This is a genomic window from Ulvibacterium marinum (assembly GCF_003626755.1).
Classification (GTDB): Bacteria; Bacteroidota; Bacteroidia; order Flavobacteriales; family Flavobacteriaceae; genus Ulvibacterium; species Ulvibacterium marinum.
In genome coordinates this window covers 384,853-401,476 of record NZ_RBCJ01000006.1, presented here as the reverse complement: position 1 = coordinate 401,476, position 16,624 = coordinate 384,853, and the positions used below count along the sequence as shown (strand labels likewise).

Annotated in this window: 14 protein-coding genes; all 14 read right to left on the bottom strand. The window is 42.2% G+C overall.

Translation table 11 applies throughout. From position 1 onward, the window contains the following. Positions 1 to 334: 334 nt before the first annotated feature. The 14 genes from D7Z94_RS26255 to D7Z94_RS24875 all read right to left on the bottom strand — a co-directional run bounded on the left by D7Z94_RS26255 (position 335) and on the right by D7Z94_RS24875 (position 16,520). Positions 335 to 910, bottom strand: coding sequence for an amidohydrolase family protein (locus D7Z94_RS26255; protein ID WP_394347468.1), 576 nt, complete (start codon positions 908 to 910; stop codon positions 335 to 337). 422 nt (positions 911 to 1,332) lie between these two features. Beyond that, positions 1,333 to 1,749, bottom strand: coding sequence for a hypothetical protein (locus tag D7Z94_RS24935; protein ID WP_120714368.1), 417 nt, complete (start codon positions 1,747 to 1,749; stop codon positions 1,333 to 1,335). Between the two features lie 151 nt (positions 1,750 to 1,900). Then, a complete protein-coding gene (locus tag D7Z94_RS24930; protein WP_120714367.1) occupies positions 1,901 to 2,725 on the bottom strand; it encodes a helix-turn-helix domain-containing protein in 825 nt (274 codons plus the stop codon). A gap of 410 nt (positions 2,726 to 3,135) precedes the next feature. After that, on the bottom strand, positions 3,136 to 4,107 hold the full coding sequence (locus D7Z94_RS24925; RefSeq protein WP_158594729.1) for an SDR family NAD(P)-dependent oxidoreductase: 972 nt from the start codon (positions 4,105 to 4,107) through the stop codon (positions 3,136 to 3,138). A gap of 23 nt (positions 4,108 to 4,130) precedes the next feature. Next, positions 4,131 to 4,364 carry a hypothetical protein gene (locus D7Z94_RS24920; RefSeq protein ID WP_120714365.1) on the bottom strand — a complete coding sequence of 78 codons (234 nt, stop codon included), beginning with the start codon at positions 4,362 to 4,364 and terminating at the stop codon, positions 4,131 to 4,133. 56 nt (positions 4,365 to 4,420) lie between these two features. Beyond that, entirely contained in the window at positions 4,421 to 5,335 is a 915-nt protein-coding gene (locus D7Z94_RS24915) for an aldo/keto reductase family protein (RefSeq protein ID WP_120714364.1), read from the bottom strand. A gap of 102 nt (positions 5,336 to 5,437) precedes the next feature. After that, a complete protein-coding gene (locus D7Z94_RS24910; protein WP_147416003.1) occupies positions 5,438 to 6,352 on the bottom strand; it encodes a helix-turn-helix domain-containing protein in 915 nt (304 codons plus the stop codon). Between the two features lie 236 nt (positions 6,353 to 6,588). After that, positions 6,589 to 7,002, bottom strand: coding sequence for a transposase (locus D7Z94_RS24905; RefSeq protein ID WP_120714362.1), 414 nt, complete (start codon positions 7,000 to 7,002; stop codon positions 6,589 to 6,591). Between the two features lie 218 nt (positions 7,003 to 7,220). Next, positions 7,221 to 7,841: a hypothetical protein gene (locus D7Z94_RS24900; protein ID WP_120714361.1), complete on the bottom strand. Its 621-nt coding sequence runs from the start codon at positions 7,839 to 7,841 to the stop codon at positions 7,221 to 7,223. Between the two features lie 345 nt (positions 7,842 to 8,186). After that, entirely contained in the window at positions 8,187 to 9,647 is a 1,461-nt protein-coding gene (locus D7Z94_RS24895; protein ID WP_120714360.1) for a sulfatase, read from the bottom strand. Between the two features lie 10 nt (positions 9,648 to 9,657). Next, positions 9,658 to 9,984, bottom strand: coding sequence for a hypothetical protein (locus D7Z94_RS24890; RefSeq protein WP_120714359.1), 327 nt, complete (start codon positions 9,982 to 9,984; stop codon positions 9,658 to 9,660). Then, a complete protein-coding gene (locus D7Z94_RS24885; RefSeq protein ID WP_120714358.1) occupies positions 9,981 to 10,967 on the bottom strand; it encodes an aldose 1-epimerase family protein in 987 nt (328 codons plus the stop codon). The genes D7Z94_RS24890 and D7Z94_RS24885 overlap by 4 nt, the downstream gene beginning before the upstream one ends. Next, entirely contained in the window at positions 10,939 to 13,731 is a 2,793-nt protein-coding gene (locus D7Z94_RS24880) for a glycoside hydrolase family 2 protein (RefSeq protein ID WP_120714357.1), read from the bottom strand. Before D7Z94_RS24880 ends, D7Z94_RS24885 begins: the two co-directional genes overlap by 29 nt. An 8-nt stretch (positions 13,732 to 13,739) precedes the next feature. Continuing rightward, a complete protein-coding gene (locus D7Z94_RS24875) occupies positions 13,740 to 16,520 on the bottom strand; it encodes an arylsulfatase (protein ID WP_158594728.1) in 2,781 nt (926 codons plus the stop codon). Positions 16,521 to 16,624: the final 104 nt, after the last annotated feature.

Genomic DNA, 16,624 nt, shown 5'->3' with positions numbered 1-16,624 from the left:
TTCGGTGTAGTTCTTTCTGCCTTGCATACCATAAGTTACCCATTTCCCAACGCTTATGAAAGCAAGAACTGATGCAAATCAGAGTTGTGCAACGGCCACGTTCGTTTTATAATACTTTGATATAATGGGGTACAGTTTTCTGATAGACGGCTATGGTATTATTGAATTAGGACTGAACCAAAACAGGTAAGTCTTAATTATCATATGACCTTCATCTTTTATATTCGTAGCATTGCTTCCTGCACTATCAGTTTCCTTTTTTAGTCAATTTAATTTTCTCGCATTTAAAGAATCTGTAGTTAATTTAGACTGCTCAACAGCTTAAGTAAAATTTTTATTTGGGAGTGTTTTTTAGATTTTCCTTGTGCATTTTAATTTCTTTATCCGATAGATTTAGAAATTTAGCGGCATTGTCATAAAGGATATCCTCTTTTTGCTCAAGTGTAAGAAATTCGACATTGTTGATTGATTCAATACCAACTCTGATTAGTTGAGGCCATGACATTTGATCACTACCAAACATTATTCTGTCTCCAAAACCTGCATTTATTAGAGATTTAAGATAGGTGTTTAACTCCTCTTGAGGTAATATCCAGTTAACGACGGAAACATCAATGTATACATTTGGATGTGCATACATCAATGCTTTTAAATCCTCAATATATGGCCAAGCTCCATGCATTATATAAACTTTCACATTTGGATATTTTACTAGAACATTTTCTAGTTGTAGCGGGTTTGCATTGTAGGTACGCATGCCCCCCAGAAATTCTGGCATGAGGTGGAACCCATAATTTGGACCACCTGGTAGAATGTGAAACCCAACAGGAATGTTTAGTTCCTCAGCCAATTTAAAATAGGGTAATATCGATTCGTCATCCGCCAAAGTCCCTTCATAAAAAGGTGACATTTCTGCTATTACGTGGAGTTTACCTTCTCGATATTGATTTCTCAACTCGTCGATTCCTTTATTTGCATCAGCAATGAGAATGGTTTCTGGTGCATCATCGAACCACATTTGACCACTGGTTACGATAGCTTTCACAATGCCGTTATTTTGGAACGATTCTAACGTTTTTTCTTTTTGTTCTATACTTGAACTCACACCTTTATAGGTTCTTCCACGCAGTGTAGGCGGATGGTTCATGCCGAGCATTGGGTTTCCATCAGTGAAGGCATGAATGTGCATGTCAATAATTGGCCCGTTATAATGTTCTGAATTTTTATCTGCAAGTGATGTCGTTTTGTTCTTGGTTTGATTATTACAAGAGATTAATAAAAAAAGAATAGTCAGAAAAGTCCAAAATTGTGTTTTCATAATATTTTTGATAACTATTGCTTTTCAGCATTAAAAGTACCACTGTTACCACTCCCTGCACTCCACGAACCGCTTAGCTTTGTTTTAGAATAAGGGGCATCAAAAGTTACCGAAGTACCATCACACCTATCATTGCCACTGGCTTTGAACCGATTAGACTTCACTTTCCACTTAGCGTCCATAGGGCAATACAACGAGGTAGATCCTTCCGCAGACATATCACCATTGCTTTCTAACACCATGGTCATATCTGCATCACCAAAACTCCCACTCACTGTACCCTCCCAAGTGCCTACTAGGGCGGGATCAATGACGTCTACCTGTTCTTCGATTACCGGTTCCACAGTATCGTCGCTTTTGGAACAGGATATAATGATTAAAAATACGGCTAGACAGGCTAAATACGAATGTAATATTTGATTTATTTTCATAATAAAACATTTTATAGTTTTATGATTATAAGTGAATCAAGGCATTCGGGGAAGTATTTTAAAAAAGGATAAACAACCAAGTAAATAGATGGCTCCTTATTAAAATAATTTGCATTTTCTAATACATTTTAAAGAATGTAGTAATTTTTACCTAATCAAAAATATCGCAAGCTTCTGAAACAAAATTGTAAAAATCGGTACTATTTGACCTAATATTTAAAAAATGACTAGGAGAAACACCTGAAAAGTGCTTAAAGTCCTTAATAAAGTGAGGTTGATCAAAATAGCCAAAATCTGTAGCAATTGCTGTTAATTTGTCTTCAGGAGATTTTAACATTTGGCTTGCAGCATTATTAAATCTTACCATTTTGGAATAATACTTAGGACTCATCCCAATATGTTGGCTAAACATTTTCCGCAATCCTCTAGAAGAAAGACATAAAACAGAACTTAACTTATCCATGTTATTTAAACCCTCATCAGTCATAATACGTATTGCAAAGGGTAATCTAGGATTAATAGATTTAGGTCTTAATTGCTGAAACACAAAATCCTCTAAAATTTGAAATCTTTGAGTTATATCATCGTTTTCATGTAATTTATCATGCAACATTTCAATTTGGCTAGCCTTGAACAAAACATCACTTGGTAGGTTGGCATTTTTTATTTCCCTCATTGGAATGCCTAATAAATGATGTAATCCAAAAGGGTTTAACTGAATACTTATTATTTTGAAATTTTTAGTTCTTTTTAGGGCCAATGTTTTAGTACAGGCAGCAGAAATAAATGATTTGTTTTTTGAGTTGTTCGTATGAAGAAGATCATCACCAAGAGAAATAGCAATATTAGCTGTAGCGTTGGGAAAAATACCTAACCAATTGTCAATTAGCTTATCTGTATCAAATTCACTATAACTGAAAAAATTTACAATTTGTCTTACCAGTGGATTTTTTGGAAAGTATATTTTTTGAATCATAGTTAATGATTTTGAACAATACTCATTAGAGTTTCATAAAAATAGAAGTTTAATGAACTGCATCCTAACGACATTTCATAAATGACCATTAATATGACCAGAAGTTCAAATAGCATTATGGAAAAATTACAAATACTTTGTAATTGTCTGGTTCTATGAAAAGAATAAAAGTTGACTTTATTATTATTGGATAATCCCGTGAAACGGCCATTTGACGAATCCGGTTTAGAAAATCTATGGGTCTTAAAAATTGTTGCTTTGATGATACCATTTTAAGTCGGGACGATTTCTTAAATGGTTGTTTCACAACCCATGTTCAGGCCAAATGATAAGTAGAGTATTAATTTTCAAAAAAAAAGCGATTCGTGCTTTAAATAGACGAATCGCTTTTGTTCTATGTTCTTGATTGGCTATGCCATGCTTCTCGCCAATGACCCGTAACTTACGTCAAACACCTCTCCAGTGACCTTGTTTGTAGCGTCCGATACAAAAAGGGTAATGGCCTTGGCAACATCTTCAGGCTCCAGATGGCCAACCGGTATGGGATTACCTGATTTCAAAGTTTCGGAAACACTATCAAAGGTTGCATCCGGATTGTTAGGCATCATTTTCCCCAATACATAGGGATTATCGGCCAATTTGGTGCGAACCAATCCCGGGGCCACCACATTGCACGTAATATTATCCTTGCCATAGGTAAGGGCAGCACTTTTGGCAAAACCGATGACCGCCCATTTGGTAGAAGCATAGACGGGGAAAAGTTCATTTCCCATACGGCCCAGTGCTGAGGATAAGAATACCATTCTTCCTGATTTTTGTTGCTTCATGAAGGGGGCGGCAACCTGAGTGGTCTTGATTATACCGGCGACATTTATATCGTAGACGACGTCTATCTCTTTTGAGCTGAATTCTTCAATAGCTCCAACCTGGGTCACCCCTGCGTTTGCCACGAGAATATCCAAACTTCCGAAGGTGTCGACCGTTCTTTGCATCGCGCTCTTTAGGTCATCAATGTTTCTAACATCACCCTTGATGGCCAAACATTTCACGTTCAGGGATTCTATTTTTTTCTTGGCACTTGCCAAATCACTTTCTGAGGACAGTTTATAGCCCACATGGGGAATGTCTTCTGTGGCAATGTCGAAAAGGACAATGTTGATTCCCGCCTTGGCAAGTTCTACGGCGGCAGCGAGACCTATTCCCCTTGCGCCCCCAGTAATAAAAGCGGTCTTTGCTGTCAATTGTGAGTTGAATAATTTTCTGTTTTCTTCCTGCGCTGTCAGGGTATTCGCCCCAAACAATGTCGAAGCTGCCACGCCAGTTGCACCCAAAGTACCTTTCTTTAAAATTTCCCTGCGGCTCATTTTCTTCATGCTTTTCATCTTGTTACTTTTTATAGTCTTTGTTAATCCCATTTGGAAACTATGTCCGATGGTAGGTAATCTCTGTATATTGTTTCGTTCGTAAAAGGCGCGTTTCCAAAATGATAGCCCTCACTTTTTATTTCATTTTTTCTCTTATCGCTCAACAGGAAACCAATGCCCAAAGGATTGTTCTTGAGATATCTGGCAACCATTGAATTCGAAGAGCTATGTATTTGTTTTGTATTTGGAGTAAATGATATTCCCGTTGCTATCATCTTATTATTTTTTAGTGTTACTAATTTTTGGTTCAACTTTTGTTTGGGTACCCCGTCTATTTTAAAGTAGGAGCTGCTTCCATAGGATTTAGGCCATTGGCCGCCCAGGCAAAAGCTTGATTTTGGTTCAAGTCGTTCAGTTGCTGCATTTGACTTTGTGGAATGGCAAAATCAAAAAGGTCAATGTTTTCTTTGATACGCTCCGGTTTTGTACTTCTAGTAAGTACGCTGTACCCGTTTTGTAATCCCCATCTTAGCAGGAGTTTGGCCTCGGAGACATTCAATTCATTTGCAACCTCCTTGATGATAGACTGTGCATCCTGTTTTTTTTCGGCCAATACTTCACCTCCCTGGCCTTCGGCAGTTCTCCAGGTGGAAAGTGGGGCCAGCGAACTGTACGCGGTGGACGCAATGGAATGTTTATTTAGAAACTGGGTCAGTTCTGGCTGCGTACAAAGGGGGTGGAACTCAATTTGATTGATCTCCGGTTTTTCCAGACCTGCTTCCAAAATCTCATTGATGGCCTCTTCGTTATAGTTGGATACCCCAATATGCTTGGTCAGTCCCTGTTTTTTCAATTCAATCAAGGCTCTCCATTGTTCCAATCGCAATGACGCAAGTGGGGCGTGGATAAGATAAAGGTCAACATAGTCGACCTGGAGTTCCTTTAATTGGTTTTTCAGGGTGGCAATGGTGGATTCATACGTTTTTTCCTGAACACCCCACTCTGTGTTTCCAGGGAAAAGCTTGGTGGTCAAAAAAATCTCTTCCCTTGCAATACCGGACTTTTTAATGGCATTACCGGTTCCTTTTTCATTGTTGTAGCCTTCGGCCGAATCTATATGTCTGTACCCGGCCCTCAATGCTTCTGCCATACTAGATTCCGCTTCTTCGGTCGATAGTTGGTAGGTGCCAAATCCAACAAGTGGCATATTGATTCTGTTTCTTGATGTACTACTTAATTCAGTCATTTTTTTTCGTTTTTATTGTTTGTAATTATTTGATACAAAGGTGCTGAGGAACTAGGGCTGTTCACGAACCCAGTCCAAACGAAAACTGACCAATTTCAAAGATTACGGACTCTTATGGGCGGCCCTGAAGGCTCTCGGGGATAGTTTTGTGTTCTTTTTGAAGAATCTACTGAAGTGCGTAGGCTCACTATAGCCCAACAAATAGGATATCTCTTTCAAGGATAGGGAAGAATCCACCAAAAGGGATTTGGATACGGAAAGGGTGCGTTGGGATATCCAATCACTGAGCGTCCTGCCTGTTTTATTCTTTAGGACGGAATTAAGGTAGTTGGGATGAAGGTTGAGTCGTTCGGCGAAGTATTGGGCCTGTAGATTTACCTGGCCCTGCTTGTCGCCCAATATTTTTTTGAATTCGGATTCCAGTGTTCTTTTAAACGACTTGACGATTCTAGAGTTGTGTTCCCCTTCAACAAGGGGATTGTAGTTGGCCCAAAACCATTCTTTGATTTTCATCAGTAATACCAATATCATATTGCCAATGATTTTATCCTTGTATTTGGAATTATTCTTGAACTCAAAACCAACCTGATCAAAAAGCATTTCCAATTCCTTGAACTCGGTTTCGGTCTGTTCGTTGGGGGGCACGATCTCAGCCAAAAGAAAGGGAAACTCATTATAGATCTGTGGATGTACGTTCTCCTGAAGGAATTTTTCCGTTAACATAATAATTTGGGCTTCTTTTGAGGAGAACAGTTCGTAGGACTTGATATGTCCCGGGTTGGTGAAATAGATAGATCTGTTCCCAAATGGGAAAGTGTTGTCGCCAAGATTATATTCGCCTGAACCTTCTTTGGTCAGGATAAAGGAAAAATACTCTGCCCTTAGAACCGGGGACTTAAAGGGGATTTCCGGGTGGATATCAGGAACGCTCAGAATCGTGAAGTTGATTTCATCGTCCACAGGCATACTCAATGTTTGATATAAATCGTTTATGGTATGACGGTGAATTTTTTCCAAATGAACAAGTCGCTTAAATCAAATCTATAAAGTGAATCGCTTTACGTTTATGTAAACTTACGCCCATTAAGAACAATGTATAAAAAATCATTGAGAAAAGCTTCAGAAAAATGGTTTTATCAAACAGCCGTGGCCGTTGCAGAAGTGCTCTTTACATAAGATATCGACCCGATTAGGTTGTTTTTACCGAGCGATTAGGAGAACCGGTCTCGGTCGGATATGCCGGTAAAAAGTGGTCAGGTGGCCTTGAAAATGCCAATGGAGGGTCTCCTTCCTCCTTTCTTAAGGTACTTTTTCAGGTTGAAGGCGATTGCCGCCATGAGCATGACCTTATGGGCACCGGCCTTGCCCAGTACGCCTATTTTTCTCAGGCCGTAGAACTGGGTCAGGCTGCCGAAAACGGGTTCCACCGTACTTTTTCTGAGTCTTTTCATTTGTCTGCCCCTTTCGCTGTGCTGTCGGGCGTAGGCCCTCAGGTACGGTTCGTCATATATCGTTCTGGTGATACTTTTGCATTTCTTTTTTGGCGCACATTGGGGTTTCATGGGGCAGGCCTTGCAGTCCCTTGTGCCGCCCAGTAGTTTTTCAGTACGGTACCGTCCTTGTTGGTACCGGACCCCTTGAAGGGCAGCGGCCTGTCCATCGGGCAACGGTACCCGTCCCTTTCCCTGTCGTAGGGGAAACCCTCTATTTCGGGTTTATATTTCCCGAAGACGGGTATCCATCCCGTAAGCTTCCTTTGTTCGAGAAAATCGTAGTCGGGCCGTTGGAATATCCTGTGTCCGCCAACAGATCAGTCATTATAAGCTCGTTCCGCCCTAAACGGTTCTGGACTTGCAGGCCGATACTCTTCAAGTATTGGCTGTCCCTACCGTCGGCAAAGTCCGCCTGGATATGGGAGATGACTCCTTCCGCGGTATCCACCCACCATACTGCAGCGGTAGTCGGGCTTTCCGGCCTTGCCCGGTTTTACCGATATGCGGGCATCCGGGTCATGGGGGTTGTAGTGCGTCTTGTTGCCCGGCAGGCGTGCTTTCTTGTGTGACGCGCCGACCAGTTGTACCGGACCCTCCCTCAGGTTTCGGTGGTGCTTTTCCACGCGCTTCAGCTCGTGTTCGGGAGCGGTAATATGTGCAGGGGAAACGGTCTTTGCCCGCCTTTGTTCGGTTGCCCCGTTTTCTTCCGATACTTTTTTCAAGTGGTCGTCCATGGGGGTGGCGGGCATTTTCGGCACCACGCTTTCCATGGATGCGCCTGCCTGCCGGCTCTTAGGCAGGTTCTCAAGGTATCCGGTGATCAACAGCTTGAAGAAGACCACGGGGTCGATCGAGGGGTTACCGGTACTTCCATATAGTTCCTTCGTGTCCCGGTAAAGAAAACGCAGGTCGAGCGTTTCGCGGAGCCTTCTGTAAAGGTTGTCCTTGGGAACACGGTCCGACAGCCTGAAGCTCAGGAACAGTTTTTCGGTATAGTTCTTTCTACCTTGCATACCATAAGTTACCCATTTCCCAACGCTTATGAAAGCAAGAATTGATGAATATCAGAGTTGTGCAACAGCCACGAACGTTTCTTGAGAATTTATCCTCTCTGCGCAATCAGTCCTATTAACTCGCCGTTTTAAAGTATTTTCCCAATTTGAAATGAAAAAACATCTTAATCCTCAATCCAAACAGGGCTAATCCAAGCCATCACATCCCTATTTTCCTTGGTTTTTTTCTGCTTGAACCCTGACATAATACGTTTTTGTATGTGCCGAACTTTAGGCCATGGGTCTCTCTAAAAATAGCCTCACTGCTATGATTATTCAAGAAGCAAAAAATGATAACGTGACTTCCTAATTTTTAAAATAGTCCTCCAATATTTTAGTCAAAGAATCCCTTACCGATAGGTATTCCTTCGCATATGCAACGTTATTGTTTTCATGAGGGTCGATTTGACGATCGTAAAGTTCATAAAATGTGCTATCGGCTAGCTTCCTCCTGTTGATTCTGTAATTGTCCGTTCGTATACTCTGTTGGTTTCCGTTTTTCCCATAAACAGAAAGTGATGATCCAGTATCTTTCGCATTGAAATTGTTTAGAATTGGAACCAAGCTATGGCCATCCAAATCATCAGGTGCTTCAAGGCTACATAAATCTGCCAAAGTTGGATATAGGTCGACCAATTCTACAATTTTTGACGTTCTTCGTCCGTTGCCGAAATGTTCGGGAGTGGAAATAATCAGCGGTACCCTTGTCGCCATTTCGAAATTGCTGTGCTTTTTGCACCAAAGATTATGCTCCCCAATTTGATATCCATGGTCACCGAGTATAACCACAATCGTATTGCCGGTAAGGTTCAGTTTATCCAATCGATCGATAAGAAGCCCTATTTGGGCATCGATATAGCTAATGGAGGCGAGATATCCGTGTAGTAGATCCTTTTTTAGCTCTTCATCAAACGGACCTTCATTTGGAATATTTACATTGCTCCTTAGTTCTGCGGAGGTTGGTAGTAAGTTTACGGGAACTCCTTTTGGGGCATATTGGTTTTCGGGCAGAACGAGTTCTTCACGATTATACAGGTCCCAATATTTTTTTGGGGCAACAAAGGGCAAATGGGGATTATAAAAACCTACTGCCATAAAGAATGGTTTCTCCTTGAAATCATCGAGATAGTGTAGTGCCTGTTGGGCGGTTTCCCCATCGGCAAGTAGGCTATCCGCAATAACGGGAGCCTCATAAGCCAGTGATCTTGGAATATTGTTATAACCAATTGGCCCTTTCCGCAGGCAAAGTTGCTTGTTCACCTGATATATGGAATCCCCTAGTGGGCCCCAAACACTTTTTTTTGGCAACCATAAAGGAATGCTCCACGACTCCGGGTCATTCCTGTTTCCGAACAAGGTAGGGTCAAATCCGACCAGATGAAATACTTTGTAGAGACCAGCGGAGGTGTACCCATTATTCTTAAAGAGTTGCGGCAATGTCACAACATCAGGCTTTGCGTCGCGAATGTGGTCATTGATTACATAGGCCCCCGTGGTTTGGGGATAATATCCGGAAAGGAAAGAGGATCGGGAAGGGCCACAAAGTGGTGCTTGACAGTAGGCTCGGTCAAATACTATTGCGTTGTTTGCCAACTTGTCGATATTGGGTGTTTTCACTAAAGAATCGCCATAGATGCCCAATTGAGGTCGTAAATCATCAATGGTGATAAATAGAACATTAAACTTTTTATCCTCCTTTTCTATGACGTTCCTTTTGCATGAAAATAGAACTACAAAAAAAGTTGATAACAAGATTATTTTTTTCATGGTGGTCGATTTATAATTTGTGCTTTACTGTTTTGGAATTCCATAAGCCCTCCGTAACAAATGCTTTCTTCGGAGCCATTTCCCTCCAATTTATTTCCAAACTGATTGTTTTTTGCTCTCTAGGCTCCATCCAAAAAAAATTGTACGAGACCCTGAACAAACGTTTTCCTCCCTTGACGTTCAATTGGGTCATAAAGGCAGGGTGTTTTCCCGTATCCTCGACCTTGATTTTAACGTTTGAGATTGCCCCTTCGCTTTTACCGGACTCCAATAGATTTGTCCTGGTTTCGGAAACTAATTTGTCATCCCCATCTTTCATCTTTAAGGTATTGATCATTGTGTAGTGATTTTAATGGAAAACATGCCGGAACGCTGCTCTTTTGGGCGAAGCAGTTCAATGCCCTCTTTTTCGAATAGATTTTGGGAGGAATCCAATGAATCAGGCAGTCCCCACCATGGTTCAATACATACAAAATTGGATCTCTTAAAAGGCCAGGACCACAGGGCGAAATAGGGAGCATCGCAAACATCGACCAAAATCTGTTCGCTTGGGTTTCGGCTACCAAACAGCACAGTATGTATATCGGCATGCTTAAAAACCAAGGCCCTATTGGAAAATAACGAATCTGACAGATACAGCCTGCCATTTCTTAAATGAAGCATTGTTTTTTTCGAAGCTTGCAATCCGTTCTCCAGATAATAGCGCTCCAAAGGTTTATCGGAACCAAAATCAAAGTATAGCTCACTTATCGCATGACCTTCTTCGCCTAAGTATCGGAATCCGGGATGAAAACCAATGGAAAAAGGCATCTTGACCTTACCTTTGTTTTTGACATTGAAGTACGTTTTAAGCTTAGAATCCTCCAATTTATAGGCAATTTCCAGTTCAAACTGAAAGGGATACGCCTTCAGGGTTCGTGTGTTGGATGTCAATCGCATCACCAAGCTATCCGTATCCCAGTAGATGCGTTTAAAAAATTCGTCCTTGGCAAAACCATGGGGCTTAAGGGTATGCTCCTTATTGGCAATCCTATAGGTATCCCGTTTTAATTTTCCAACTATTGGAAATAAGATAGGAGCCTGATCTTTCCATGTCCGGGAATCACCCTGCCATAAGAATTCTTTCCCAGTAGCGGTGGATTTTAGGCTCGTCAATTCAGCTCCCTTCGCATTTACCGTTACGGTCAAGTGTTTGTTCTTTATAAGGTATGTTCCATTTTTTGAAGTCCCTAAACCAAGGACTAAGAATAAAACAACGACTATGTATTGAAAGAGCGCCAAACTTGGTAATTTAAAACCTTTTTGTTTTTGTTTTGGCATTCCAAGCGCCAACGGTTAGGGCAGCCCGAGTGGGAGCCTCTTCCCTCCACTTTATATGGATGTCCAAAACCTTTTCCTCCCCAGGCTCCATCCAAAAGAAATTATCCGATGCCCTGAACAGGCGTTTTCCTCCCTTGACGTTCACCTGGGTCATAAAGGCTGCGTGTTTTCCCGTATTCTCGATCTTTATTTTAACACTGGAGATTGCCCCATCGGTTTTACCGGACTCCAAAACCGTCAGTGCTAAATTTGTGGTGGTTTTGGAAACTATAGGTTTTAACCAGGGACCCTGGTCCAACGTTGGCCAATCCATAGGTTCGGAAGTATAGTTCTCGTAATATTCAGAATCTTCCATTTGGGGAATGGTCCTGGGCCAGTAGACCGATCGGGAAACCAATTTGTCGTCCCCATCTTTCATCTCCAACAGGACAAAAAAGTATTGTGAGGTGAAATCTTTCGGAATGTTAAAACTTTCCATCTGATATGGGGATACGGAAGGGCCCGGAGAAACTTCAACATCCATAGTTTCATTATAAAGACTTTGAAAGCTAGAGTCCAATATTGTTGCTGACACTTTATAAGTTCCCATTAATTTCGTTGCATTAATGACGGATAGTCGCATAGGAAAACCCTCTCCGGCTTTCCAGAGCAAACGCTCTGGTTGCAATGCCACATGGATGGGTTCATAGGTGCGTTTTAAAAAATAATACGGTGCCGAGGGTTGTCCAAAACCATCCAAAAGATGAATTGCGGCGACCGTTGGCCAGGGCCTTTTGAAAACCCAGGGCATAAGTCCCGTTGTAACGGGATAATTGGATTGCATGCCCTCGGAAAAAATCTGGTAAAATTCTCCGGCACCGATTTGTGTAGCCTCTGAAATAGACTCTAATGAGGGATTTGCCATATTGTCTATATGGGAGGCCCTGCTCAACATTCGGGGAACCCTGCTCGGGCTGTATTCCATAAAATGCTGCACAAATTCAGGGTGCGTATCGGCAAAACCATCATCGTACATGCCTCCCAAATTTTGGAACTCGTTCTTGTCGACCACCTCATACAGACTTTTCGCCTCTGGAATACTATGGATGCCCGTTTCGGCCACATATGGGATAATGGAAAGCTTTTTCTTGTACCAAGTTGGGTCAAAATCAGGATACAGATGGGTGCTGCCAAAATCAGGACTTGTCCTCAACCACTTTCGGGAAGGGTCAAAATCATCCAACGACCTTTCTAAAATATTCATTGTAGTGGCATTTCCTTTGGTGTAAGGGTTAAATTCATTACCCCCGCACCAAACGGCTAAAGCAGTTTGGTTTCGTAGACGGACTATATTATGGACCACCTGTGCCTCCCAGACATCCTGGGGCCAATCCGGTGTATTGTTATTGTTCTTTGGAAAGTCTTGCCAGACCATGATACCGTATTTGGCGCATAGCTCATAAAAATCATCGATCTCCAAAATCCCTCCACCCCATATTCGGATAAGCTGTATGCCCGCATCCCTGGCAGCGGAAAGCAACCAATCGTAATTTTCGCGGGGCAGGTCCAAAAGGACATCCGCTGGCATCCAATTCACCCCCTTTACGAAAAAGGGCTCGTTATTGACAACGAATTGCCAATCCTTCCAGCGATCAAAAACGCGGGGTGCCGGCGAGGGTTTATAGTGTGCGGTTCGAATGCCATATTCAAAATCGATTTCATCTACCTTCCGACCTTCTACAAACAATGAGGTTTTTACGGTATATAGATTCTGTTCCCCAAGCCCGTTAGGCCACCATAATTTGGGATTTGGAAGACTCAAATCCTTTTCAAGCCATGTTCTTCCATTAACAACGGTTACATCGAACGTCTCTTTATATGCCACCTCATTATTTTGCCAAAATTCAAGTTCTATCTTAAGGTCTTTCCCGTAGGGTTGCGTTTTAGGTGCCTTCTCTATTTTTCCATAATTACCTATTTGTTCATTTTCCCAAAGATGTAATTCTCTGGTAAGGGAGTGACTTTCGGTAAAAACCTCAACGCTTAAATGTAGAAAGGCTTCCCTTTCATTTACCTTGGTGGTGACCAGATAAGGCCTTTCCAAGTGCTCTTTAGGTACAAAATCCAACCGTGCCCCCTTCCACATTCCGACAGCGAAAAAAGGTTTATGACTACTTCCACGTGCCACGGTTCGGGGTTTGACTATCTTACCCGGGTTGCGCCAATCGAAGGTGTCCCATTGGCCATAATTTCCAGATTTTACTTCCACTACGAGTTCATTGGGTTCGCCATAGTCCAAGTATTCGGAAACCTCGATGGAGGGACCCCCGAACATACCTCGATGCTCCCCTAAAAGCTTTCCATTCAACCATATTTTGGAAAAGTAATCCAACCCTTGGAACGTAAGGAAGGCATACTTTTCTTCTTGGTCTTTGTTGGGTGAAAAACTCTTACGATAATACCAGACCTGCTTTTCTATCCACAAGTACTTCTCGGAGTTCAAATGTTCGTAGGGATCGGGCAGTTCTCCCGCTTTGAAGTAGGCCATTTGGACACTGGTAGGCCTTTTTACCTTTAGGTATTCCTTGGTATCCAGATCGGAGGTATTGGTGATAGGTTCCTCGGTGTGGGTCAACTGCCAATCATTGGACAGGGATAAATGTTGTCCATCCGTCCTGGAAGAAATAAAATAAGGCTGTACCAAGCTGTTTTCCTGGGCAGCTAAAAATAGGCAGCTATTCAAAATAAGGAATAGTACAACGAAATTGTTCGATTTTGTTCTCATAGGTTACTTCAATTTGAAATTTTTACTACAATCGACCGTTTAAAATCAGGAAGATTTATACTGCCTGCAGCCACAGTACCACCTTTTTGCCATTTGTCCGACCAGGGCAGGTAAAAGTCTATTTTTGTTCCTTTTTCCAGGCCTAATAAACTCAGATCGAGATGGATATCTTTAATTTTTTTGGCTTCTTTTCCTTCCAACAGTTCTTGCCGCCAACCCGATTTTATATCCCTGCACCAAATGAGTGTAGTTGATTTTCCTTTTAGGATATAAATTCTAAAATTTTGGTCCTCCAAAAAGAGGGGTGTAAAATCTTCGGTTATCGGGTCGATTCCCTTGATAGCTTCCTTGAACCTTCCGAAATGCCACCATAAATTATGTCTATCAATATAATGGTGCCAATGCCAACTTTGACCGGGCCCGGCTGCTCCACTAAAAAACGGTGCGAATAGAAGATCGTGGAGCAACACTCCTTTAGTATCCTTTTCGTACAATTTCGAAGGTCCGGCATGATGCGCTTCGACCGCCCCGACTTCCGAGACGATTACCGGCCTGTCATGGTCATAGGAAAGCAATTCCCTTGTTGCATCGGCCGCCAGAATATCCATTGCGCCTTTTGCTACCTCCAGTTCGGCCCCAGGATCAAGATAACGATGCACTTGAAGGATTTCATTGTCCTCTAAGGCCATATATTGTTTGTATATGGAGGCTTTGTCTTTCGAATCAAAACTACCCAAACTTTGCATGACGAGTTGACGGGGGAAAGCCTGCTTTGCTTCGATCAACATTTCCCGGGTCCAATCAAGGACTACTTTCTTGGTTGCTTTTACTGAATTTATTTCGTTCCAAAGCTCCCACCCAAACACCGTAGGGTTCGTCGCGTAACGATTGGAAAACCAATGCATCCGGCTCAAGAACAGTTCCTTACCTTCCTTTGTGGCAAAGAACTGTTCCATATTTTCCAATGGTCCGCCATATACTTTGGAATAAATAGGTTTATCAAAAGGTACAGAGCCTTCAAAAGGTGCTGGGCGATCGGTCAACTGCCTAAAATTTTCAAGGCAAAATTTAATCTTTATGCTGTACTTGGAAGCTAAGTTTACCAAGGAATCCAAAAGATAATCGGTCTTTCCGAGATCAAAACCGCTTGCTTTTTTTTGCTCCACCTCCCACAAGGGGGCACTTAACCAAATACGGGTATAATTACCGCCATTTTCAGCCAACTTTTTGAAATATTTATCATATTGTCCAAGTGCCTGGTCAGCTTCCGTGGTAATTCGCGACCAGCAGATATTGGGTCCGATGGGGATATAGGGTGTCCCATCCTCATATTCGAGATAATTGGGGTTCTTTGCACTCACCTGAATGTGTTTTTCTGTATTGGTAAGTGGAAAGCGAGGGTTGTAATCATGCGCTTCCTGTATCATTTCAAACAATTCTTCGGCTACGAGGGGATATTCGGAGGCCAAATTGCGTTTCTCTCCAATATCATCCGATAAATGGTAAAGTTCAAAGCGCCCATCCTGAATAAAATAAATAGCTTTCCAGTCATCTTTTCTTATGGCTTGCCTTGGATTTCCGGGTTTGAATTCCCAATACAGGTAGTCATGCTTTTGTTGTTTTTTTCCCAAAAGTGCAGGTAGATACGATATGCCATCTGACTGCTTTGGTGGTTCTATATCGATTATTTCTGCCATAGTGGGCATGAGGTCCCAAAAAGCTGATGGATGATCGTTTGTTGTACCAGGCCGTATCTTTCCGGGCCATCTTGCAATAAAGGGGATTCGTATACCGCCTTCATATAGATCTCTTTTGATACCTTTTAAAGGGCCATTGGAATCAAAGAAAAGCGGATTGTGACCTTCTCCATGAGGTCCATTGTCGCTGGTAAAGATGACAAGCGTGTTTTTGTCAATGCCTGATTTTTTGAGCTGTTCCATAAACATTCCGACATACTTGTCGAGCCCGGCCACATTATGGGCAAAATCTTTTTCCTCCTGTGGCCAGTCCCGGTCGGAATAATCGACCTCTCCGGGTATAGGCTCAATAGGTGCATGCACCAGGGAATAGGCCATGTATAGAAAGAAAGGGGTACCGCCTTTACTTTGTTTGTCAATAAATTGCAAGGCTTTTTCGGTGATAAGGTCTTCCACATGGACACTTTCCGCTCCCTTATCATTTTCATCGACAATGTACAATTCGCCATTTTTATACAGGTCCGGCCGGTAGTAGGTATTCGGGGGTTTGTGAAACTTGCTGAGTGCTCCAAAGGAATGGTCAAACCCTCTTTGATGGGGGCAGGAATTACTAAATACCCCGCCAAGATGCCATCGACCAAACAAGGCTGTTGTATAATTGCTATTTTCCTTAAACATTTCGGCAATCGTTCTTACGTCATGGGGCATGGCCTCCACGCCCTGGAACATATCCCTTCTATTGCCACGTATTGGGGTATGGCCTGTATGCATTCCCGTCATCAGCGTACTACGCGATGGTGCACATACCGGGGCACCTGCATAGTGATCTGTAAATTTCATCCCTTCTTTCGCCATCCTTGCTATATTGGGGGTCTTTAGCACCTTTTGTCCGTAGGGTTCCGTGTCGCCATAACCCAGATCATCGGCCAATATGAAAATGATATTTGGTTTTTCGTTTGATTGCCCTTTTAGAGTTGGTATGCAGGATAGGTAGTTACAAATAATCAGAACAAGTAGAATTTTGGATTTTGCAGTCCGTACCAGTCCGTGAGTGTTAAATCTACATCTGGACAGAAGGGATGCGACAGACATTCTCCGTAATTTTAACAAGGCATGTTCTATATCCAGGATATTAAATAACATTACAACAAGATTTCAATAGTATGGGATAAGTATGTATGAAACCAATATTTTAT